This window comes from Rhodococcus sp. IEGM1339 (genome assembly GCF_050321925.1).
GTDB lineage: Bacteria > Actinomycetota > Actinomycetes > Mycobacteriales > Mycobacteriaceae > Rhodococcus > Rhodococcus pyridinivorans.
This window is the reverse complement of the sequence record NZ_JBNQFT010000013.1, coordinates 46,600-68,512: the sequence shown is the minus strand read 5'-3', so window position 1 is coordinate 68,512 and position 21,913 is coordinate 46,600. Positions and strand designations below refer to the sequence as shown.

Below are 21,913 nucleotides of genomic sequence, written 5' to 3'. Positions count from 1 at the left end.
CGGCTCAGAACGGCAGGGGGATCACGACCGGGGGAGCGCCCGGAATCTGGATCTGGATCTGCGGAGGCGGCGGCGCGGGAGCCCGCGGCGCCGGCGGGGGTGCCGGTGCCGGAGCGGGTTCCGGAGCCGGCGGCGGTGGCGGCGGTTCCGGAGCGGGGGGAGGCGGAGGCGACGGTTCCGGGAGAGGAGGCGGTGGTGGTGCCGCGGCTTCCGGCACCGGATCGCGCCGCGGTGCAGGAACGGGTACCTGCAGCGCCTCGGTCTCCGGGCGGGTTTCCTCCGTGGTCTCCGGTGCGGCCGGAGCCATGGTTTTCGGCAGGGCCTCACCGACCGGCACGGGGACCATCGCGCCGGTCGTGATGTCGATGACCTCCAACTCCCGCACGGCAGTCGCGGCGGGCTGGACGACGAACATCCGCTCGGCGTTCAGTCCGGGCCATTTCGGACCTTCGAGTTCGTCGTTTCCGGTGAGCACCGGCGCGGACAGCGGATTGCCGCGCACGCACCGCACGCGCGGAACACCGAGTTCGTCGACGAGGACGATCGTGCCGCGTTCGAGCAGCGACTGCACGGGCCGCGCCGCACCGTCGCGGTACTCGTGCATGGTCACCCGGGTGTCGGCGCGCAACAGGACCGCCGTGAGGGTGTCGGTGTAGCCGCGGATGTCGGGCACGCCGAGGACACCGCGCCACGCTTCGGCCTTGGCGGGATCCTCCTCCAGATGACGGATGAGCCCTTCGCGATCGCACAGGGGCCGGTCGAGACTGCCCCCGTAGAGCGCCGGCCGATCACCGGAAACGGCCGGGGTCCCGGCGGTCGCGGTGACCGGATCACCGCCTTCCTCGACGACTTCGGGGGGAGCTGGCGGCACCGCGACCGGCACCTGCGGCGGCACGAGACGCGGCGTCCACGGGTCGTCCTGCGCGGTGGCGACATGCAGTTGCACGGGCGTCGTCGTCTCGACCGAACTGCCCGACGAGCAGGCACCCGCCACCAGTGCCGTCAGGGCGAGTGCCAGACCGAATCCACGAACCGTGTCGCTGGCCACGCCGTCATGCTAGGTCGATGATCGCCGGTGAAAGTGTTGTTCGGCGGTTCTCGTCGGTATCCGGATCCGGAGAGGAAACGCAGGAGGAGGTTGTTCACCTCGTCGCGACGTTCCATCTGCACGAAATGCCCCGCGCCCTCGAGCAGGTGGACACCGCGCAGATCGGGGACGAAGGCACGCATCCGTTCGCGCGCCGACGACCCCGACATCGTGATGACGGGATCCCGGTCGCCGGCCACGAACAGCGTCGGTACCTGCACCTTCGCGCCCTCGTAGGGACGCGACGCCTCCCAGTTCGCGTCGTAGGCGCGATACCAGGACAGACCTCCGCCGAATCCGGTGCGGGCGAACTCGGACGCGTAATGGGCGAGTTCGTCGTCGGTGAGCCAATCCCACGGCAACTCGGGAGCGGTGTGCAGCACGTCGAGGTATCCGCGTCTCTCGGACGGATGCGACCATACGTCGCGATAGCGGTATCCGCCGGACCGGCGACGCGGTCCGGATGTCGCAGCGCCGTCGTCCATGCGACGGGCGCACCGAAGTCGTGACCGACGACGACCGCGCTGTCGATCCCGAGGACGTCGAGCAGTCGGACGAGGCGATTGGAAATCGCGACGTTCGTGTACTCCTCGGCCTCCCGGGGGCGGCCGGTTCGGCCGTAGCCGGGCATGTCGGGGGCGACGGCACGGTATCCGGCATCGACGAGCGGCGCGAACTGGTGCCGGTAGCTATACCCCAGGCCGGGGAAGCCGTGGCACATGACGACCGCGGGTCCGTCGCCCCGATCGTCGATGTTCCACGTGAAACCATCGACCTCGACGATGAGGCTGTCCATCAGGAGGCGGGGACGGTCTGCATGTCCTCCTGGCTCCAGAACGCCCTCATGCTCGTGATCCTCGCGTCGTCGTCGAAGGTCATCACGTCGACGACCTCCATGACCAGATCCTGCTCACCCAGGTGCGTGACCAGGCGGAACACGAAAGCGGCGTTGTTCTCCGCGACCTTGAGGGTTATCACCTCACCGGTCTGCGCGAGCGGTTCGACCACTCCGTAGAACTCGCGGATCTCGGCCTCGGTGGCGCGGACCGGCGTGCCGACCGGATCCTCGACCGTAGCGCCCGGTGCGTACAGCGCGAGGACATCGTCGACGGTGCCGGAGGCCACGGACTTCACGTAGTTCTCGACGGTGGTGCGGATCGCGTCCCGACTCGGTGCCATAGGGTCTCCTTCGTTCGAATCGGGAACACGTTTCAATTCGACGGTAGTGGGCCGGATCCGCGGATGCACTCGCGATTCCCACTCGGAAGACCCCCGCGCCGGAGGAGGATGACATCGCCATCACCCGGAACGATCGGAGACCCGATGATCGACGCTGTCGCCTTCACCCTCGACGGACACGCCGGTGCTCTCGCAGCCCGCACGTGGGTCGGCGAGGCCCCGCGCTACGTGGCGTTGTTGTGCCACGGTTACGGCGAGCACTGCGGACGCTACGAGTATGTGGCCGCGCGCCTCGTCGCCGACGGCGCCGCCGTCTACGCGGTGGACCACATCGGTCACGGTCTCAGCGACGGCGAACGCGTCCTGATCGACGACTTCGAGAAGGTGGTCGACGATTTCCGTCTGCTCGATCTCACGGCGCGACGCGAGCATCCCGACCTGCCGGTCGTGCTCGTCGGACACTCGATGGGTGGCATGATCGCCGCCCGGTACGCGCAGCGATACGGCTCGGAACTGGCCGCGGTCGTCCTGTCCGGCCCGGTCCTCGGCAGGTGGGCGGCCGTCGACGCCCTGCTCACGACCGAGGAGATCCCCGATACCCCCATCGATCCGTCCACCCTCTCCCGTGATCCCGAGGTGGGTCGCGCCTACGTGGCCGACCCGCTCGTCTGGCACGGCCCGTTCAAGCGCACCACCGTGCAGGCGCTGAAGACCTGCATCGACACGATCACCGCCGCCGGTGCCGTCGACGACGTGCCCGTGCTGTGGTTGCACGGCGAGGACGATCGACTGGTTCCCCTCGACGGCACCGCCACCGGATGGTCGTCGCTGGCAGGTCGCGGGGCGTCGTCGAAGACCTATCCCGAAGCGCGGCACGAGATCTTCAACGAGACGAATCAGGACGAGGTCCTGGGCGATGTCGTCGACTTCGTCGGCGCGCACATCCACCCTCTCGAGACTCTCGAGGATTGAAGCCGACCGCGTCTGGCTACCCCAAGCCATGGGGGCCGTCCCCTTCGTGTCCCGTACGGAAGGAGATGACCGTGGTCGAAGACAACACATCCGACAGGGCTCGCCCTGGTGCATCCGACAGGGCTCGCCCCGGTCCGGCCGACAAGGCACGCCTCGGGTTGAAGCAGACCGTGGTCGGTAAGGCGAAGGAGGTCGCCGGCGCTCTGACCGGCAACGACTCCCTCACCACCGAAGGCCGTCTCGAACAGGAGCAGGCTCGGCAGACCAGGAAGGCCGACACCCTTTCGCACATGGCCGAGGCCGAGAGCGACGAGGCGGTCGAACAGCTCGACGCCGTCCGCGAGGCCGGACAACAGGAACGCGAGGCCGTGCAGCAGCGGACCGGCGCCGTCGAGTCGCAGGCCGAGCGGGAGGCACGGGTCCGCAAACAGGCCGCCGACCTCGAACATCAGGAGAACATCGTCCGAGGGCGATCCGACGCCGCCCGTGAGGCCACAGCCGCCGAACAACAGGCACGTCGCGAGGAGAACGAGCAGGTCACGGATGCCGCCGCAGAGGTCGCGGCCGCCCACGAGGACCACCGACGAGCCTCCCACGACGCCGAACGTGCACGCCTCCAGGCCGAAGAGGAACGCCGCAAGGCCGAAGCCCTCGAACGCACGCTGACCGACGAGCCGGATCGCTGACGAACACCACCGACATTCCCTACCGGAGCTGTACCCCCATCGAAGTTGGAGATGCGCCCATGAACCTCGCCACTCTGCCCAAGAGCGTTCTGCGACTGCAGTACAAGATCGCCCGCTTCCCACTGGGATTGATCGAGCAGCAGTTGCGGTTCCTGCCCACCGACGCCCCGCCGCGCCTGATGTACGAGCGGGGGCTGGGCATGCTGGACGGCATCGTCGGCAGCGTGCTCGACGACCAGGAGATCGCCACCCGCGGGGCGCTCGCCACCGAACGCGCCGAGGCGGTGAAGCGCGCGGAGAAACTCGACGCGCAGGCCGCGGCCGAGAAGCGCGCGGCAGACGCCGAACTCCGTCGAACGCGTGAACGTGCCGCTGCCCAGCAGGAAGCCGCGCGACGCGACCGCGAGAACGAAGTCGAGCAGGCCCGGGAGCGTGCGCAGGAACGCGCGAAGCAGGCGGAGAAGGAGGCCGAGCAGAAGAAGGCCGCCGAGACCGCGAAGGCCGACCAGGAGGCCGCCGCGAAGCGCCAGGCCGCCGAGACCGCGAAGAAGAAGGACGAGGAGCGCATCCGCAAGGCCGAGCAGGAGGCCGCCGAGCCCGCCAAGGTCTCCCTCAAGGATGCCGTCGCCAAGCAGCTCGAGGCGAAGGAAGCGGAGGAGCGCGCGCACGATGCGGGCGAGGTCGCCGAGTTCGAGAAGATCGAACACAAGCACCCCTGATCCCGGTTGTAGTCGACGAGACCCCGGTGCATCCTGTGCACCGGGGTCTCGTCCGTCGTAAGCGGTTGCTACTTCACGACATTGACCATCTTGCCGGGAACCACGATCACCTTGCGCGGTGCGGCACCGCCGAGCAAGTCGGCGATCTTCTCGTCCACGAGCGCGGCGGCCTCGATCGCGTGGGGTGCGGCGTCGGCCGGGACGGTGATGCGGCTACGCACCTTGCCGTTGACCTGGATCGGGTACTCGACGCTGTCCTCGACGAGCCACTTCTCGTCGGCGACCGGGAACGGGCCGTGCGCAAGCGATTCGGTGTGTCCGAGACGCGACCACATCTCCTCGGCGAGGTGCGGGGCGACCGGGCCGAGCATGAGCACGAGCGGTTCGACGGCGCTGCGCGGCGCACCCGACGGGTACTGCTTGGTCAGGTGGTTCGTGTACTCGATGAGCTTGGCGATCGCCGTGTTGTCGCGCAGGTGGGTGAAGTCGTCCGACACACCCGCGACCGTCTTGTTGAGCGCCCGCAGCGTGTCGTCGCCGGGGGTGTCGTCGGTGACGCGCAGCGCGCCACCCTCCTCCTCGACGACGAGACGCCACACGCGCTGCAGGAAGCGGTGCGCGCCGACGACGTCCTTGGTCGCCCACGGACGCGACTGGTCGAGCGGGCCCATCGACATCTCGTAGACGCGCAGGGTGTCGGCGCCGTACTCGTCGAAGATCTGGTCGGGGCTGACGGAGTTCTTGAGCGACTTGCCCATCTTCCCGTACTCGCGAGCGACCTCCTGCTCACCGTCCGGGCCGGTCCAGTAGAACGTGCCGTCGCGCTCGACGACCTCCTCGGCCGGCACATACACGCCGCGCGAGTCGGTGTAGGCGTAGGCCTGGATGTAACCCTGGTTGAACAGGCGACGGTACGGCTCCGAGGAGGTGACGTACCCGAGGTCGAAGAGCACCTTGTGCCAGAACCGCGCGTACAGCAGGTGCAGCACCGCGTGCTCGACACCGCCGACGTAGAGATCGACGCCACCCGGGTCGTTCGGGCCGTGCAGTTCCGGCCGCGGGCCGGTCCAGTACGCCTCGTTCTCCTTGTCACAGAAGGCTTCCGAGTTGGTGGGGTCGATGTAGCGCAGCTGGTACCACGAGCTGCCGGCCCACTGCGGCATCACGTTGGTGTCGCGCGTGTAGCGCTTCAGGCCGTCGCCGAGATCGAGCTCGACGTTCATCCAATCCACCGCCTTCGCGAGCGGCGGGGACGGTTCGGAATCGGCGTCGTCCGGATCGAAGGAGACCGGCGCGTAATCCTCCACCTCGGGAAGTTCCACGGGCAGAGCGGATTCGGGCAGAGCATGGGCGCGTCCCTGCTCGTCGTAGACGATCGGGAAGGGCTCGCCCCAGTACCGCTGCCGCGCGAACAGCCAGTCGCGCAGCTTGTACTGGATGGTGCCGCGTCCGGCGCCGTCCGCCTCGAGCTTCGCGACGATCGTCTTCTTCGCCTCGGCGACGTCGAGACCGTCGAGCAGGCCGGAGTTCACCAGCACACCGTCGCCGGTGTACGCCTCGGCGGTGACGTCGCCGCCGGAGATGACCTCGCGGATGGGCAGACCGAAGGCGGTCGCGAACTCCCAGTCGCGCTGGTCGTGGCCGGGAACGGCCATGATCGCGCCGGTACCGTAGCCGGTGAGGACGTAGTCGGCGATGAAGATCGGCAGTCGCTCGCCGTTGACCGGGTTCACGGCGTAGGCGCCGAGGAAGACACCGGTCTTCTCCTTCGACTCCTGCCGCTCGAGATCGGACTTCGCGGCGATCGACGCGCGGTAGGCCGCGACCGCGGCAGCCGGATCGGCGGCGCCACCGGTCCAGCGCTGGTCGACGCCCTCGGGCCAGGACGCGGCGACGATCCGGTCGACGAGTTCGTGCTCGGGAGCGAGGGTCACGTAGCTGGCACCGAACAGGGTGTCGGGCCGGGTGGTGAACACCTCGATCGCCGAATCGTGGTCGGCGACGGCGAACTTCACCTGGGCGCCGTGCGAGCGCCCGATCCAGTTGCGCTGCATGGACTTGACCTTGTCGGTCCAGTCCAGATGCTCGAGATCGTCGATCAGGCGGTCGGAGTAGGCGGTGATCCGCATCATCCACTGGCGCAGGTTCTTCCGGAAGACCGGGAAGTTGCCGCGCTCGGAGCGGCCGTCGGCCGTGACCTCCTCGTTGGCGAGCACCGTGCCCAGACCCGGGCACCAGTTGACGAGCGAATCCGACCGGTAGACCAAGCGGTACGAGTCGATGACGTCGGCGCGCTCACCCTCCGACAGCGACGCCCAGTCGCGTCCGTCCTCGAGACGACGCGTGCCGTCGGCGAATTCGGCCTCGAGTTCGGAGATGCGACGCGCCCGGCCGGCCTCGCGGTCGTACCAGGCGTTGTAGATCGTCAGGAAGATCCACTGCGTCCAGCGGTAGAAGTCGACGTCGGTCGTCGCGACCGAGCGACGCTCGTCGTGCCCGAGACCGAGCCGGGAGAGCTGCCGCTTCATGTTCCCGATGTTGGCCTCGGTGGTCGTGCGCGGGTGCGTGCCCGTCTGCACGGCGTACTGCTCGGCCGGCAGACCGAAGGCGTCGTAACCGAGGGTGTGCAGCACGTTGCGGCCCTGCATGCGGTTGAAGCGCGCATACACGTCGGTGGCGATGTACCCGAGCGGGTGCCCCACGTGCAGGCCCGAGCCCGAGGGGTACGGGAACATGTCCTGCACGAACAGCTTGTCGGAGGGCACCTCGCCGGCGAGATCGCCCACCGGATTGGGGGCGTGGAAGGTGCCGCGCTCGCGCCAGAGCTCCTGCCAGCGCTGCTCGATCCGCCCCGCGAGCTCGGCGGTGTACCGATGCTGCGGAGTGCTGCCGGGTTCGTGCTGGGAGGTCTGTTCGGGACGGGTCACGGTGATCACTATCTACTCGGCCGGGCGTGTGAGTGCTCCCACCAGGGTAGAACGTGCCCGCACCCGCGCAGACCGGTGGCACCACCGGCCGCGTATCCTGGTCGGGTGCTCATCGTCGCTGTCCTGCTCTTCGTGCTCGCTCTCGTCGTCGGCGCGGTGGGTGTCGCGGCACTGACCGGCAAGCTCCCGCGCAACCGCTGGGCCGGTGTGCGCACCCCCGACGCGCTGCGTGACGACGAGGCGTTCGCCCTGGCCAACAAGGTTGCCGCACCCAGCATGCTCGGGTCCGCGGTGCTCCTCGCCCTCGGTGGTGTCGCGTCGCTGACGCTGCCCACCGTCGCCGGGATCATCGCAGTCGTCGTCACCGTGGTGGCCGCCCTGATCACCGCCGGAGCCGGCGGATCCGTCGCAGCGCGGGTCGCTGCGGCGACGAAGCCGGAGGAGACAGCCGGCTGCGGTACCTCGTGCGGGGCGTGCAGCCTGCGCGGGGCGTGCGAGCCGACCGCCTGACGGTCCTCCCACCGGCAGTCCTCACGCCCAGCGGCGCTCCCGTGCGTAGCGCGGTGTCCACCAGAACCGGTTGAGCACCCGCGCCGGTACCGGGAGACTCTTCAGCACGACGGCCACGCGGTCCTTCGGTGCTCCATCGAAGAGGTAGGGCAGCATTTCGGAGACCTCGCGCTTGTCCAGTTGCGCGAACGCCCGCATCGAGATGTCGTGCCATTCCTCCTTGGTGATGGATTGTTCGATCAGCGGGAAGGCGTCCCGTTCCTCGTGCGCGAGGTGAGCACCCAGCGACGTGACGAGACCGTCGAGCAGACCGCCGAGCCGCTCGGTCGCCGTCTCCCGGTCGTCGAGCACAGCCTCGATCTCCGCCAACGCCGGGTCGATCACGGAATGTTCGGCCTCCATCGCATCGAGCACCTCCATCGCCCCCGCATCGTGTGCGAGGCGTGGCCGCATGAACGGCCAGACGTAGACGTCCTCGACGGAGTGGTGCGTGTGCAGTTCGGCGCTGAATCCGTGCCGGCCGAGGAGCAGCGCATCGTGCGTGCCGGGATCGGCGGTCCGCCACTTCTGCGCGAAGTCGGCGAGACGTTCGGTGTCCCGGCGTAGAGCGGAGTGGATCAGATGCACGACCTCCAGATCCTCGGCGGACAACGGCGTGGCGTGAGTGGTGGTCATGGCGGGTACCTCGACTTCCGTATGAATGTCCCCGTGTCCATGGAGCCTCGTCGCCGCGTGAGGTGTTCTCAATCCCACATTCGAGGGGGATACTTCGGGATATGCGCTCTGCACAGCGGTTGAGGGCAGGCATCCACGGCGCAGCATCCGCGGCTGCGGACGGGGCGCAGTTTCGCGAGTTCGTGATGGATGTGCTCGGCGCTTTCATTCCGTACGACGGTGGTTGTGTCGCACCCGTGGACCCGGCCGTCGGGGTTCCCACCGGCTTCACCACCCGCGGCCTCGACGACCCAGCCGAGGTACTCCGATTGTCGATCGAGTTCGAGTACGGTCCGGACCTCGATCCGGACAGCCTCTACGCGCTCATGCAGCACCGGTCCGGAGTGCGGCGGATCGAAGAACCCTCCGGCCGCGGACCGGGATACGGCAACAGGCGGTATCTCGAACTCGTGTCGCATCTGGGCATGAGACACGAAGTGCAGCTGGTCTTCCGGGACGGAGACCGTCGGTGCTGGGGTGTCGGTGATCTGCTCCGCGCGTCGGGCCGAGGTTTCTCCGACGCCGAACTCACGATGCTCGACGACGTTCTCGACGACATCGCGAACGGATTCCGCACCACGTTGATCCGGCACGCATCCGCACGAACACGGAACACGGTCGTCGAGGGCACCGCCTGCGAATGCTCGGGTCCGGCCGTGGTGGTAATCGGGGCGGACGACGAATTCGATTCCGTCACTGCCGCAGCGATGATCTTCTTCGAACGCCTCGGCTGGGAGAGTCCCGCTCGGGGGCGCCCCGGACCGGCGCATGTGATCGCCCGTCAGGTCCGTAGAACACGACCCGTGCCCGCGGATGTGCGTGTCCGCACCCTCGACGGCGAATGGCTCGTACTGCGCGCCGCGATCTTCGACGAGACCGGCCGCGTCGTCATGACCTTCGAGCGGGCACGCCTGCCCGAGATCGTCGCCCTGGTCACGGCCGCCTACGGTCTGACGCCACGCGAATCGGAAGTACTCGTCGAAGTGCTCGCCGGACGGTCTCGCAACGAGATCGCGAGTCGGTTGTTCATCAGCCCGTACACCGTGCAGGACCACCTGAAGAACATCTTCACCAAGACCGGTGTGAACAGCCGGCGCAGCCTAGTCTCGCGACTCGCGTGTACCGAGTGCATGCCCCGGTTCGGTGGCGACCTGCGACCCGACGGATGGTTCGACGAGAGCGGAACGAGGACGGCGCCGGTGGAGGCCCGCACCCTAGGCTGACCCCCATGACGACGCGTCAGGTCGACCCCGTCGGTGCGCTGCTCGGACTGGCCGTTCCGTTGCTGTGTGCCGTGGCCGTACTCGTGCTCACCCGCTCGTGGATCCCACGATTGCCCGAGGAGATCGCCACGCACTGGTCGGGCACGACACCCGATTCGTTCGGGTCACCGATGACCTCGGCGTGGACCGCCGCCCTGCTGATCGTGCTCGTCGGGGGAGGGTGCTGCGCGATCGCCGCGATCGCGCAGGCGCAACTGCTCATGCGTCGCTACATGCTCGCGATCGGTCTCGGGGTCACCGGCACGATCACCGCACTGTTCCTGGCCGGTCTCGCGGGGCAGCTCGACACGACCGACGCCACGCAGGCCGCGTTGGAGGGCTGGCCGGCGGTGCTCGGCATGTGGGTGGGTATCGCGGTGGGCTGGTTCGGGGGACGGCTCCTGCGCGACGGTCGGGAGCGGAAGGCGGCGACCGCCGCTCCGGATCCGGCGCTGCCGCGCGGTCGTGCCGAACTGCCGATCGTCGAGCAGGTGGGCACCGGTGTGGGCACGACGGCGGGACTGTCGCTGCTCGTCCTGATCCCCGCGCTCGTCGTGTGCGGTGCGACGCAGAGCTGGTGGCCGCTGGGTTTGATCGCGCCCGTCGCTCTGCTCGTGCTGGGTCTGCTCCGCTACACCGTGGTGGTCGACGCGGACGGGATCCGGGTGTCGAATCTGGCCACCGACGCGCTCGGATACGACCTCGACGAGATCGTCGGGGCGAAGGTCACCGAGACCCGCCCGTTCCAGGACTGGGGCGGCTGGGGCCTGCGGGCCAAGGGCGGCAAGCGGTACGGCCTGGTCACGCGCACCGGGCCTGCCGTCGTGGTGACCACGGCCTCCGGACACGAATTCACCGTGACCGCAACGAGGGCCGAGGAGATGGCCGGCGCGCTCAACACTCTCGCCGACGCCCGCTGACCGGTCCCGGTCGCCCGAGGGGGGCTCAGTTGCGCTCGACCTCGATGGGGTGCGTCGCGAGCAACGCCATCGGCAGCGGCTGCCGGCGCAGCACCCTCGCCCACACGTCGAGGTGCGCGGGGGCGAGCACATCGGTGGGCAGTGCCGAGACCACCATCCAGTCGTCGTTGCGTAGTTCGCCGTCGAGCTGACCTGCGCTCCACCCCGCGTATCCCGCGAAGATCCGCACACCCTCGACGTAGTGGGCGATGTGCCCGGGATCGACATCGAGGTCGATCATCACCACTCGGCCGTCGACGTGGCGGATGCCGGGGACGTCGGTGATGTCGGCCCCCACCCGCAGCGTGCCGAGGCACAGCGCCGAACTGCGGTGGACGGGACCGCCTACGAACAGGGTCTTCGGTTCGGCGGCGAGCCACGACCATTGCGGCAGCATGGCGTCGACGGAGGTGTCGCTGATGCGGTTCAGGACGACACCGAAGCTGCCGGCATCGGTGTGCTCGATGATGTAGACGACGGTGCGGCGGAAGGTCGGCTCGGTGAGATCGGTGGCGGAGACGAGCAGGCTTCCGGCCCGCACCCTGGGTGTCGAGGGTGCGGTGCGGTCCTCGGGTTCGTCCTGATGCTGCGCCACGTCAGCCATTCTGTCACCGCCGTCACCGGCGCGTGGGGTGGAACCCGACGGTCTGTGCCAACAGGGCGAGATGATGTTCGAACAGGACCTCGCGGTCCGGAAAAGTGTCGGGGCCGTACTGCCCGAAGACCTCGAAGCTCACGGACCCGAACAACGACGGCCACACCCAGAGACCGCGTGCCAGTACGGAATCCGGGGCCGTGAGGGAGAACTCGTCCCGGATCCGGCCCAGCGGTTCCCCCAGGCTCTCCGGAGGTGGGGCAGCGGCCGTGTCGTCCAATACACCCGCGGCGTGGGCCTCGTCCACGATCCGGGCCAGTCGCAGGACCACGCGGATACCGGGTGCGGTGGTGCGCTCGGCCGGGGCAGCGTAACCGGGCACCGGACTGCCGAACAGCAACCCGTAGCGGGCCGGTTCGGCCAGCGCCCACGAGCGCACCGCCCGGCCGAGGGTGAGAAACCGTTCGCGGTGATCGGAGGGGTCGACTGCGTCGACGGCACGGTCGACACTGTCGCCGAGTTCGTCGTAGGCGTCGACGACGAGCAGGGTGAGCAGCTCGTCGCGGCTCGAGACGTAGCGGTAGACGGCGGAGGAGACGACGCCCAGGTCTCGGGCGACGGCACGCAGCGACAGCGCCGCCGCTCCGTGGGTGCCGAGATGCTCGCGGCCGATCCGGAGGATGTCGGCCATCGTCTGTGCGCGTGCGCGCGCCCGTGGTGTCGTCACCGGACCATTCTGCCTCGAACAGAGAGCACCGTCAACAAATGAGAGCACTGCTCTTGACAAGCACGGCTGCACGGAGGATCGTCGACGTCATCAGAGAGCAGTGCTCACACTTTTCCGAAGCGAGGAATCATGTCGCATCTCCAGGTGGTCGCAGGAGCCGGACCCGTCGGCTGGACCGTCGCCGAACAGATTGCCGCACAAGGACATCGCGTGCGCGTTCTCACCCGATCGGGCAGTGGACCGGAAGGCGCGGGCATCGAACGCCTGCGTGTCGACGTCACGGATCCCGAGGCCGCGGCCGCAGCACTCGTCGACGAAGACGGACTTGTTGCCGACGCGGTGTACATGTGCGTCCACGGGTCGGCCTACCGCGCCGACGTGTGGGCACGCGAACTCCCCGTCGCCGAGCGGGTCGTTCTCGACGCCGCCGCGAACCTGTCGGAGAAGACGGTCGTCGTCTTCCCCGAGAGCCTCTACTCGTACAGCGAACCCGACCGGGTCATGACCGAGGACTCGCCCCGCGAGGCCGACACCGGCAAGCGCGGTGTCCGACGGCAGCTCCTCGCCGCCCGGGCAGCGCATCGCGCACCGACGGTGAGCGTGGTCGCGTCGGACTTCTTCGGTCCGCGGGTACTGAACGCGATGGCCGGCGCACGCATGGTGCCCACCGTGCTCGCCGGGAAGAAGGTGCGGGTGCTCGGCTCGGCCTACGTCCCGCATTCGTTCACCTACGTTCCCGACCTGGCCGCGGCGATGATCGCGGCAGCGGGGGAGCCGACCGTGTGGAACACCGTGATCCACGCACCCACCGGACCGGCCGTGGCACAGCGCGAGATCGCCACCGCCTTCACGCGGACGGCCGGCCTGCCCGCGCCCGCGGTGGGGACGATCCCGTCCTGGCTGGTGCGGGCCGGCGGCCACGTGAACCGGGACATGAAGGAACTCGCCGAGATGCTCTACCAGTTCGATGCCCCGTTCGTCATGGACTCGACCCGCACCGAACAGGTACTCGACCTGTCGCCCACCCCGCTCGACGAGGCGGCCGCCCGCACCGTCGAATGGTGGCGGAGCCGATAGTGTCGTGCTTGTGCGAGACTCCGGGCAGCAGTCCAGGCAGCGGGCGTGGCGATCGACCGCAACCGCCCTGCGGAACTCGCCGGGTCTCGTACGACTGACCGGAGTGCGGTTCGCGAGCCAGTTCGGTGACGGACTGTTCCAGGCCGCACTCGGCGGGGCGATCCTGTTCAACCCCGAACGTCACACCGACCCGGTGACGATCGCGGCAGGCTTCGCGGTGCTGCTGTTGCCGTACTCGGTGATCGGTCCGTTCGCCGGCGCCCTGCTCGACCGGTGGGACCGGCGCCTCGTCCTCGTCTGGGCCAACCTGCTCCGCGGAGTGTTCATCGCGGCAGCGGCGGCCGTGTTGCTCCTCGGGGGACCGCAGACCCCACTCATGCTGCTCGCGCTCGCCGCCATCGGTGTGAGCAGATTCGTCCTGGCGGGCGTCTCGGCCTCGCTCCCACACGTGGTCGCCCAGTCGTGGCTCGTCCCGGTCAATTCCGTTCTGGCAACGGTCGGTTCGGGTGTCTCGGCGGTCGGGGCCGCCACGGCGGTCGCGACCATAGGATTCGTGGGCGCGGGCGACACTGGCTCCGGGACGGCCGTCCTCCTCGGAGTGAGCGGTTCGCTCGTCGGTGCGGTCGCCGCAGCGGGATTCGCCGCGAATGCCCTCGGCCCCGAGGGAATACGTCCCCGGGCCGTGATCCCCACCGTCCTGTCAGGTCTGCGGACCGGTGCAGGGGCCGTCCTCGAAGCTCCTGGCGTGACGATCGCGATGCTCGGAATCGGCGCGCACCGCATCGTGTTCGGCATCGACACGCTCATCATGGTGCTCGTCCTGCGTGCCGAGGAGAATGGCTCCGACCTGCTCGTGGGATTCTCCGGATTCGGTGTCGCGGTCGCCTGCACCGCCACCGGCATGCTCCTCGCAGCGGTGCTCGCACCGATCCTGATCCCGCGGCTGGGCCGGCCGTGCACCATCACCGTCGGGTTGATCGCCGCCGCGATCGTGCAGTTCGCGTTCGTCACCACCGTGTCGGCCGGACCGTTGCTCGTCGCGGCCTTTCTGCTCGGCCTCGCCGGTCAGACCATCAAACTCACCGGCGACGCCGCGATGCAGATCGATATCGACGACGCGCGCCGAGGTCAGGTCTTCGCGCTGCAGGACACCGTCTTCAACATCGCCTTCCTCGGCGCGATCGTCGTGGCGGCCTTCGTCATCGACCCCGACGGGCGCACACCCGAGCTGGCCGTCGCAGGTGGGGTCGTCTACCTGATCGGGCTCGTCGCCGTGCTCGTCGTGCGCCGCACGCGGCAGTAGCGATCACGCGCTCAGCGCGGCCGGATGGATCCCCACCTCCGTGGCCTTGACGACGAACCATACGGAGTCGCCCGGATGGACGTCGAGGTCGGCGAGTGCCGCCGTCGTGATCTCCGCGGCGATACCCGTATCCGATCGCACGAGCACCGACGAACCCTGCGCCTCGAGTTCCGCGATCCTCACCCTCAGGGCGTTGCGCGGGCTCCCGTGCGGGGCCTCGGTGTAGACGGCGACCGCCGACGGCGCGAAGACGGCGACGGCGGCCGTACCCGGGACGCAGTCGTCGTGGACGCGGCCGTGGACGAGACCGTCCGCGGATTCCAGCGCCTCAGCTCGCACGATGCCGGTGACGAGATTGCTCCCCGCGATGCGGGCGGCGAAGGCACTGCGCGGTCGCGTCAGCACCCGGCGTACCGGCCCGTCCTCGACGATCCGCCCGGCCTCGATCACGATCACCCGATCGGCGAGGGCGAGCACGTCGAGCGGGTCGTGGGTGACGAGCAGGCCCGTGCGTCCACTGTCGCGCAGGACGCGTCGCAGCAACGACCGCAACACCGGTGTCGCGGTGACGTCGAGCGCGGCCATCGGCTCGTCGAGCAACAGCAGGTGCGGTTCGGCCGCGAGGGCACGTGCGAGTGCGACCCGTTGCGCCTGCCCACCCGATAACTCGTGCGGACGACGATCGGCGAGTGCTGCGGCATCGACCTCCTGCAGCCACCTCTCGGCGCGCACACGGGCCTCACGCCGACCCGCACCCGCACTGCGCGGTGCGAACTCGACGTTGTCCGCGACCGTCAGGTGCGGGAAGAGCAGCGCCTGCTGGGCGAGCAGCACCACCGACCGGTCGTGCGGAGCGACGGCGACGCCGGTCGCGGTATCGGTGAGGACGCGACCGTCGAGTTCCACGCGACCCGCATCGGGACGCAGCAGACCGGAGACCACTCCCAGCAGCGTCGACTTGCCGGCTCCGTTGGGGCCGAGCACCGCGACGATCTCACCCTGCGCGACCTCGAGGTCGACGTCGACATCGCGTGCGGCGACCCGGGCCCGCACCGTCAGGCTCACAGCGGGCGGTCCTTCCGCCGCGAGTACACGGCCACGACGATCACGACGGCCACCAGGATCAACACGAGCGACAGCGCGACGGCGGCATCGGGATCGGTTTCCCGCTGCAGATAGATCTCGAGCGGCAGCGTGCGCGTCACACCCTGGAGGCTGCCGGCGAAGGTGAGGGTCGCGCCGAATTCGCCCAGTGCGCGGGCGAATGCGAGTACCGAACCGGAGACCAGGCCGGGCAGCACGAGGGGCAGGGTGATGCGCCGGAAGACCGTCGTGGGACGCGCACCGAGTGTGGCCGCGACGTCCTCGTAGCGTGAACCCGCACTGCGCAGCGCACCTTCGAGACTCGTGACGAGGAAGGGCAGTGCGACGAAGGTCTGCGCGAGCACGACCGCGGTGGTGGTGAAGGCGATGTGGATCCCGAGCGCATCGAGGTGCTCACCGATCAGTCCGCGACGACCGAAGGTGTAGAGCAGGGCGATACCGCCCACGACCGGGGGCAGCACGAGCGGCAGCAGGACGAACCCGCGGATCATCGATATCCACCGGAAGCTACTGCGCGCCAGCACCATTGCGAGAGGCACGCCGAGCAGGATGCACAGGATCGTGGCGGCCGCGGAGGTGCGCAGGCTCAGGACGAGCGCGTCGAGGGACGCCGGGGATGTCACCAGCGCGGGGAAGGTCGTCCAGTCGACGGTGAGCAGCATCGACACCAGGGGCACGACGACGAACAGCAACCCGAGTGCCGCGGGAACGAACAACCACCGGGGCAGTCCCGTCGCGGTCACGGTGCACCGAATCCTGCGTCGGCCAGGACGGCACGACCGCCCGTGCCGGTGACGAAGCGCACGAAGGCGTCGGCGCGACCGGGATTTCGGGAATTCGACAGTGGTGCAACGGGATAGATGTTGACGATCTCCGCGGCTTCCGGGACGGGGACAATGGTGACCTTCTCGCCGGCCCCCATCGCGTCCGTGACGTAGACCAGACCGGCGTCGGCCTGACCGGAGGTGACCTTGCCGAGCACGTCGGTCACCGACGATTCCTCGGACACCGGCGCGAGCTCGACACCGCCGGCCTCCTCGAGTCGCTCGGTCGCCGCCCCGCACGGCACCTGGGGCGCACACACGACCACCGAGAGACCGTCGCCGGTGAGATCGTCGAACGAGTTGACGTTCTTCGGGTTCCCCGGTTCGGTGACGATCGTGAGCATGTTGGTCGCGAACGGGATCGGCTCACCGGCAACGAGTCCGGCCGCGACGGCGGCGTCCATCGTCCGGGTGTCGGCGGAGGCGAAGACGTCGGCGGGTGCCCCCTGCTCGAGTTGGGTCTCGAGATCGGACGAGCCGGCGAACGAGAATTCCACCGACACTCCGGGGTTCGCCTCCTCGAATCGTTCGGCGATCTCGGTGAACGGCGCCCGGAGCGAGGCCGCCGCATAAACGGTGAGGACATCCGAGCCACCGCCGGTGCCGCACGACGTCAGTGCCGCAGCGGTGAGACCGGCAGCGAACGCGGCGAGCGCCCGGCGCCTCATCCGTCCCCTCCGGGTGTCTCGACGATGACAGTGGTCGCCTTGACGACGGCCACCCCGATGCTGCCCGGCTCGAGACCGAGTTCGTTCACGGCCTCGGTGCTCATGAGCGAGACGATGCGGTGCGGACCGCACTGCATCTCCACCTGCGACATGACGGTGTCGGAGACGACGCGCGTAACCAGCCCGACGAAGCGATTGCGAGCGGAGCTGCCCACCCCGAGCGGATCGGGACCGGCATCGGCCTGAGCGCGGGCGAACTCCGCCAGCTCGCGACCGTCGACTGTCTTGCGTCCGGCGGAATCCTTGCCGGCGCGCAGCAGCCCCTGGTCGATCCAGCGACGGACCGTGTCGTCGCTGACCCCCAGCAACGACGCGGCGTCGCGGATCCGGAGGGAGGTCACGGGTATCTCCGCAGATGCGTCATGAACGCTACGTTATACCCGCATCTGCGGACCGACAAACAGATCAGTAGACATCGCGGACGTACCGCTTGTCGGCAGCCATCTGCTCGACGTACGCCGCGGCGGCGTCGCGGTCGAGCCGTCCGTGTGCCTGCACCACCTCGCGCAGGGCCGCGTCGACGTCCTTCGCCATACGTCCGGCGTCGCCGCACACATAGAAGTGGGCACCGTTCTGCAGCCACTTCCACACCTGCGCACCATGCTCGCGCATCCGGTCCTGCACGTAGATCTTCTGCCGCTGGTCGCGGGAGAAGGCCAGTCCCAGCTCGGTGAGGAAACCGTCGGCGTGCATCGACTCGATCTCGTCGCGGTAGAGATAGTCGGCCTCGGATCGCTGGCCGCCGAAGAACAACCAGTTGCGGCCCGTGTGCCCGGCCTCACGACGGTCGTGGAGGAAACCGCGGAACGGTGCGATGCCCGTACCGGGACCGACCATGATCATGTCGGTCTCGGGTGCCGGTGGCCGGAAGTGCTCGTTGCGCTGCACGAAGATCGGGATGTCCACACCCTTGCTGTGATCCGCGAGGAACGACGAGCACACGCCCGCCCGGGATCGACCCTCGAATTCGTAGCGCACCACCGACACCGTCAGTTGCACCTCGCGCGGGTTCGTCTTCGGGCTCGACGAGATCGAGTACAGGCGCGGACGCAGACGGCCGAGGAGGTCCTTCCATTCGTCCCAGGGCGCCTTGAACGGGTACTCGGCGATGACGTCCATCGCCTGCCTCCCGTACAGCCACTGCTGCAGCTCGATCTTGTTGCCCGGTCGCAGGAGTTTCGCGAGTTCGGCACTGCCGCTCTGCTTCTGCACGAACCGGAGCAGTTCCGGTGTCACCCGGGTGATGTCGAGGTGACGGGTCGCGGCCTCGCGCAGCGGCACGGTAGGACGGTCGCCGAGTTCGACGGCGGTCTCCGGGTCGAGGGCGGTGACCTGCAGCCATTCGTCGACGGCCTCCGGGCCGTTCGTCGGCATCACCCCGAGTGCGTCGCCGGCCTCGTATTCGAATGCTGGATCGAAGATCTCGAATCCGAACTGACGCACGTCCTTCGCCGAACCCGCACCGCTCAGTGCGATGTTGCGGGTGATCCGGGTGACGAGCGGCGAGTTGCGGGTGTAGGCGGGGGCCGCGGGAGCCGACGGGACCGGTGCGACCGGGGTCGTCGAGCCTCCCAGCAGCGGTAGGAGAGCGTCGAGCCAGTTCTGCGCGCGCTCGTCCTCTCCGGGTTCGCAGTCGACGCGCTCGGCCAGGCGGGTCGCGCCGAGAGTGCTCAGACGGTCATCGACACGGCGCCCGAAGCCGCAGAAATCGTCGTAGCTCGAATCGCCGAAAGCCATTACTGCATAACGCGTTCTGCTCAGTTCGGGCGCGGTGTCCGCCGCGAGCGACCGCCAGAACGACCCGCCGTTGTCGGGTGGGTCGCCGTCGCCGAAGGTGCTCGTGACGACCACGAGGTCGTCGATGTCCGCCAGCGCGGCGACGTCGAGTTCGTTCAGCCCCCTCAGCCGCACGGCCCGACCGGCATCGCGGAGCCGTTGTGCGCAACTCGCCGCGAAGGATTCGGCGTTGCCCGTCTGCGACGCCCAGGCCACCACGACGACCGGCCCGTCCGGCACCGCCTCGGTGGGCGTCGCGTCGGGAACCGAGGCCGAGTGCGCGTACATCCCGGCGAGCAGTCCGTCGACCCATACCCGCTTGTCGGCCGGGAACGGCGCGGTCGGCGGAAGGGTCGGCGCGGCAGTGATCTCCGCCGTCCTGAGTCCGGCGAGAAGACCTGCGAGATAACCTCGTTCGGCGTCGTCGAAGGTGGGTGCGGGAATCGTCCCGAGTCCCAGCGCAGACTCGAGACGGTCGAGCACCGAACCGCTCTCGAGCACCGGTTCGACCGCACCCGCGACCTTCTCCACCGACACGGCGCAGACCTTGAATTCGGGCTGCAGGGATGCCGGGTCGACGGCGTCGTTCGTCACGGCGTTGATGGCGAGATCGTCGCCGAAGAGGTCGTTCCAGTGGAAGGGGGCGAAGCAGTTCCCGGGCAGCACCCGGTCGGTAACGACGGCCGGCAGCACGGCCCGGCCGCGCCGCGATGCGATCTCGACCCGGTCGCCGTCGACGATCGACAGTCGCTGTGCATCATCGGGATTGATCTCGACGAACGGTCCGGGGTTCAGTTTGGTGAGTTTCTCGACCTTCCCGGTCTTGGTGAGGGTGTGCCACTGGTGCGGGACGCGTCCGGTGTTCAGGACGAAGGGGTGGTCGTCGTCCGGCATTTCCGCGGCGGGCATGTGCGGGCGAGGGAGGAAACGAGCGCGGCCGTCGGGGGTCGCGAACGCCAGTCGCGGACGGGAACCGTCCTCGCGCACCACCGGGGTCCGGCTCGTCCCGTCGTTGAGATAGCGGACGGGGTGCCGTGTCGCGGCCGACTCCGGCGGGCACGGCCATTGCACGGGCCCTTTCCGCAGTCGATCGTAGGTCATGCCGCGCAGGTCGTAGCCGGTCTGCGGATTCGCGAATCCGGTGATCTCCTCGAAGATTTCCTCGGCACTCGAATAGTCGAAGGCGTCGCCGAAACCCATCTCCTGCGCGACCCGCGCGATGATCTCCCAGTCTGGCAGCGACTCACCGACGGGTTCGACGGCCTGCTGTAGAAGATTGACGGTGCGGTCGGATCCGACGGTGACATACTCGGATTCGGCCCACAGAGCTGCGGGTAGGAGAACGTCTGCGTACGAAGCGGTTTCGGTCTCGCGATAAACGTCCTGCACGATCACCAACTCGGCCTTCCCGAGTGCCTCGAGAACGGTGCTCCGATTCGCGATCGACGCCACGGGATTGGTGCAGATGATCCAGCACGCCTTGATCTCTCCGGCGGCCATGCGCTCGAACATGTCGACGGTGCCGGCGCCGCCCTCGGTGCGCAGCGTGCCGCGCGGCAGCGACCAGCGATCTTCGACGAACGCGCGGTCGTCGTCGGAGAGGACACTGCGCTGACCGGGCAGACCCGGTCCCATGTATCCCATCTCGCGGCCGCCCATCGCGTTGGGCTGGCCGGTGAGGGAGAACGGCCCGCTTCCGGTGCGGGAGATCGCCCCGGTCGCGAGGTGCAGATTGCAGATCGCGTTGGTGTTCCACGTGCCGTGGGTGCTCTGGTTCAGACCCATCGTCCAGCAACTCATCCACTCCCCGGCCTCGCCGATCCACTGCGCCGCGGTGCGGATGTCGGCCTCGGCCAGACCGGTGACTTCGGCGACGACGTGCGGTGGGTAGTCGGCGAGGAAGGACTCCATCGCGTCCCAGCCGTCGGTGTGCTTCTCGACGAAGTCGCGGTCGACGTGTCCGTTCTCGACGATCAGGTGCAGCAGACCGTTGAGAAGCGCCAGGTCGGTGCCCGGCGCGATCTGCAGAAACAGGTCGGCCTTGTCGGCGGTCGCGCTGCGCCGCGGATCGACGACGATCAGTCGCGCTCCCGCCTTGACCCGATCCATCATGCGCAGGAACAGAATGGGATGGCAGTCGGCCATATTGGAACCCGACACGAAGAAGACGTCGGCGCGGTCGAAGTCCTCGTACGAGCCGGGCGGGCCGTCGGATCCGAGCGACTGCTTGTACCCGGTCGCGGCGCCGGCCATGCACAGTCTCGAGTTCGATTCCATGTGCGAGGTGCGCAGGTATCCCTTCGCGAGCTTCGTCGCGAGATACTGGGCCTCGAGCGACATCTGTCCCGAGACGTAGAGAGCCACCGCGTCGGAGCCGTGGGCCGAGACGATATCGTTCAGGCGCCGCGCGGTCTCGGCGATCGCATCGTCGAAGGGGAGCGGGGCGACCTCGGCCGCCCGCTCGGAACGCATCCACGCCGTATCGAGCCGGCCCCCGGCCGCGAGCATCTCCGCGCTGGTCGCGCCCTTCGTGCACAACCGACCCCTGTTGGTCGGGTGATCCTTGTCTCCGTATGCCCTCACCACGCGTCGGTCACCCGTCTCCGGGTCGACGGCGACGTCGAGGAGCATCCCGCATCCCACACCGCAGTAGGAGCAGGTGGATTTCACCGTGGTGATCGCGTCCTGCATCCCGCAACTCCTCGACACCGTCTCGACTACGCCGGTGTCCATGCTGGAGAAGCGGTGTTGCGGTGGCGTCACC

At 68.6% G+C, this 21,913-nt stretch carries 19 protein-coding genes and 1 pseudogene; 8 read left to right on the top strand and 12 right to left on the bottom strand.

Going from position 1 to position 21,913, the window contains the following annotated elements:
• Positions 1–4 precede the first annotated feature (4 nt).
• The 3 genes and pseudogenes from ACQR3U_RS13710 to ACQR3U_RS13700 form a co-directional block, all read right to left on the bottom strand.
• Positions 5–1,048 (bottom strand): DUF6777 domain-containing protein, encoded by a 1,044-nt coding sequence (locus tag ACQR3U_RS13710; RefSeq protein ID WP_230810692.1) that lies wholly within the window; start codon positions 1,046–1,048, stop codon positions 5–7.
• Positions 1,003–1,883 (bottom strand): annotated as a pseudogene (locus ACQR3U_RS13705) (alpha/beta fold hydrolase). The gene ACQR3U_RS13710 and the pseudogene ACQR3U_RS13705 overlap by 46 nt, the downstream one beginning before the upstream one ends.
• Positions 1,883–2,266, bottom strand: coding sequence for a nuclear transport factor 2 family protein (locus tag ACQR3U_RS13700; protein WP_024102517.1), 384 nt, complete (start codon positions 2,264–2,266; stop codon positions 1,883–1,885). The pseudogene ACQR3U_RS13705 and the gene ACQR3U_RS13700 overlap by 1 nt, the downstream one beginning before the upstream one ends.
• Positions 2,267–2,410: 144 nt before the next feature.
• Between ACQR3U_RS13700 and ACQR3U_RS13695 the strand changes: the two genes are divergently transcribed.
• From ACQR3U_RS13695 to ACQR3U_RS13685, 3 genes are all read left to right on the top strand, one after another.
• A complete protein-coding gene (locus tag ACQR3U_RS13695; RefSeq protein WP_230810691.1) occupies positions 2,411–3,238 on the top strand; it encodes an alpha/beta hydrolase in 828 nt (275 codons plus the stop codon).
• A 65-nt stretch (positions 3,239–3,303) separates the two neighbouring features.
• Entirely contained in the window at positions 3,304–3,924 is a 621-nt protein-coding gene (locus tag ACQR3U_RS13690; protein ID WP_230810690.1) for a CsbD family protein, read from the top strand.
• Positions 3,925–3,983: 59 nt separating this feature from the next.
• On the top strand, positions 3,984–4,643 hold the full coding sequence (locus ACQR3U_RS13685; protein WP_019290499.1) for a hypothetical protein: 660 nt from the start codon (positions 3,984–3,986) through the stop codon (positions 4,641–4,643).
• Positions 4,644–4,711: 68 nt separating this feature from the next.
• Here the strand turns inward: ACQR3U_RS13685 and leuS are convergent, their stop codons facing one another.
• Complete coding sequence (gene leuS, locus ACQR3U_RS13680) at positions 4,712–7,579, bottom strand: leucine--tRNA ligase (protein WP_006550876.1); 2,868 nt, start codon at positions 7,577–7,579, stop codon at positions 4,712–4,714.
• A gap of 96 nt (positions 7,580–7,675) precedes the next feature.
• On the opposite strand from leuS, the gene ACQR3U_RS13675 reads away from it, so the two are divergent.
• On the top strand, positions 7,676–8,080 hold the full coding sequence (locus ACQR3U_RS13675; RefSeq protein WP_016691037.1) for an SdpI family protein: 405 nt from the start codon (positions 7,676–7,678) through the stop codon (positions 8,078–8,080).
• A gap of 21 nt (positions 8,081–8,101) precedes the next feature.
• On the opposite strand, the gene ACQR3U_RS13670 is transcribed toward ACQR3U_RS13675, so the two are convergent.
• On the bottom strand, positions 8,102–8,755 hold the full coding sequence (locus ACQR3U_RS13670; RefSeq protein ID WP_230810689.1) for a hemerythrin domain-containing protein: 654 nt from the start codon (positions 8,753–8,755) through the stop codon (positions 8,102–8,104).
• Between the two features lie 101 nt (positions 8,756–8,856).
• Here ACQR3U_RS13670 and ACQR3U_RS13665 point away from each other — a divergent pair, with 101 nt between their 5' ends.
• Positions 8,857–10,017, top strand: coding sequence for a helix-turn-helix transcriptional regulator (locus tag ACQR3U_RS13665; protein WP_230810688.1), 1,161 nt, complete (start codon positions 8,857–8,859; stop codon positions 10,015–10,017).
• A gap of 5 nt (positions 10,018–10,022) precedes the next feature.
• Positions 10,023–10,976, top strand: coding sequence for a DUF1648 domain-containing protein (locus tag ACQR3U_RS13660; RefSeq protein ID WP_230810687.1), 954 nt, complete (start codon positions 10,023–10,025; stop codon positions 10,974–10,976).
• A 25-nt stretch (positions 10,977–11,001) separates the two neighbouring features.
• On the opposite strand, the gene ACQR3U_RS13655 is transcribed toward ACQR3U_RS13660, so the two are convergent.
• Positions 11,002–11,619 (bottom strand): YqgE/AlgH family protein, encoded by a 618-nt coding sequence (locus tag ACQR3U_RS13655; RefSeq protein ID WP_019290494.1) that lies wholly within the window; start codon positions 11,617–11,619, stop codon positions 11,002–11,004.
• A 13-nt stretch (positions 11,620–11,632) separates the two neighbouring features.
• Positions 11,633–12,301, bottom strand: a complete 669-nt coding sequence (locus ACQR3U_RS13650) for a TetR/AcrR family transcriptional regulator (protein ID WP_019290493.1) — start codon at positions 12,299–12,301, stop codon at positions 11,633–11,635.
• A gap of 165 nt (positions 12,302–12,466) precedes the next feature.
• On the opposite strand from ACQR3U_RS13650, the gene ACQR3U_RS13645 reads away from it, so the two are divergent.
• Together ACQR3U_RS13645 and ACQR3U_RS13640 are read left to right on the top strand one after the other, a co-directional pair.
• On the top strand, positions 12,467–13,414 hold the full coding sequence (locus ACQR3U_RS13645; protein ID WP_230810686.1) for an NAD-dependent epimerase/dehydratase family protein: 948 nt from the start codon (positions 12,467–12,469) through the stop codon (positions 13,412–13,414).
• 10 nt (positions 13,415–13,424) lie between these two features.
• Complete coding sequence (locus ACQR3U_RS13640) at positions 13,425–14,717, top strand: MFS transporter (protein WP_112319895.1); 1,293 nt, start codon at positions 13,425–13,427, stop codon at positions 14,715–14,717.
• Positions 14,718–14,720: 3 nt separating this feature from the next.
• Here ACQR3U_RS13640 and ACQR3U_RS13635 read toward each other — a convergent pair whose 3' ends face one another.
• The 5 genes from ACQR3U_RS13635 to ACQR3U_RS13615 form a co-directional block, all read right to left on the bottom strand.
• Positions 14,721–15,782: a sulfate/molybdate ABC transporter ATP-binding protein gene (locus ACQR3U_RS13635; RefSeq protein ID WP_006550885.1), complete on the bottom strand. Its 1,062-nt coding sequence runs from the start codon at positions 15,780–15,782 to the stop codon at positions 14,721–14,723.
• Positions 15,779–16,564, bottom strand: a complete 786-nt coding sequence (locus ACQR3U_RS13630; protein WP_230810685.1) for an ABC transporter permease — start codon at positions 16,562–16,564, stop codon at positions 15,779–15,781. Before ACQR3U_RS13630 ends, ACQR3U_RS13635 begins: the two co-directional genes overlap by 4 nt.
• The gene (modA, locus tag ACQR3U_RS13625) at positions 16,561–17,313 is read right to left on the bottom strand and encodes a molybdate ABC transporter substrate-binding protein (RefSeq protein ID WP_006550887.1); all 753 of its coding nucleotides are present in this window, start codon (positions 17,311–17,313) and stop codon (positions 16,561–16,563) included. The genes ACQR3U_RS13630 and modA overlap by 4 nt, the downstream gene beginning before the upstream one ends.
• The gene (locus ACQR3U_RS13620) at positions 17,310–17,714 is read right to left on the bottom strand and encodes a TOBE domain-containing protein (RefSeq protein WP_019290487.1); all 405 of its coding nucleotides are present in this window, start codon (positions 17,712–17,714) and stop codon (positions 17,310–17,312) included. Before ACQR3U_RS13620 ends, modA begins: the two co-directional genes overlap by 4 nt.
• Positions 17,715–17,778: 64 nt before the next feature.
• A complete protein-coding gene (locus ACQR3U_RS13615; protein WP_230810684.1) occupies positions 17,779–21,840 on the bottom strand; it encodes a bifunctional nitrate reductase/sulfite reductase flavoprotein subunit alpha in 4,062 nt (1,353 codons plus the stop codon).
• Positions 21,841–21,913 lie beyond the last annotated feature (73 nt).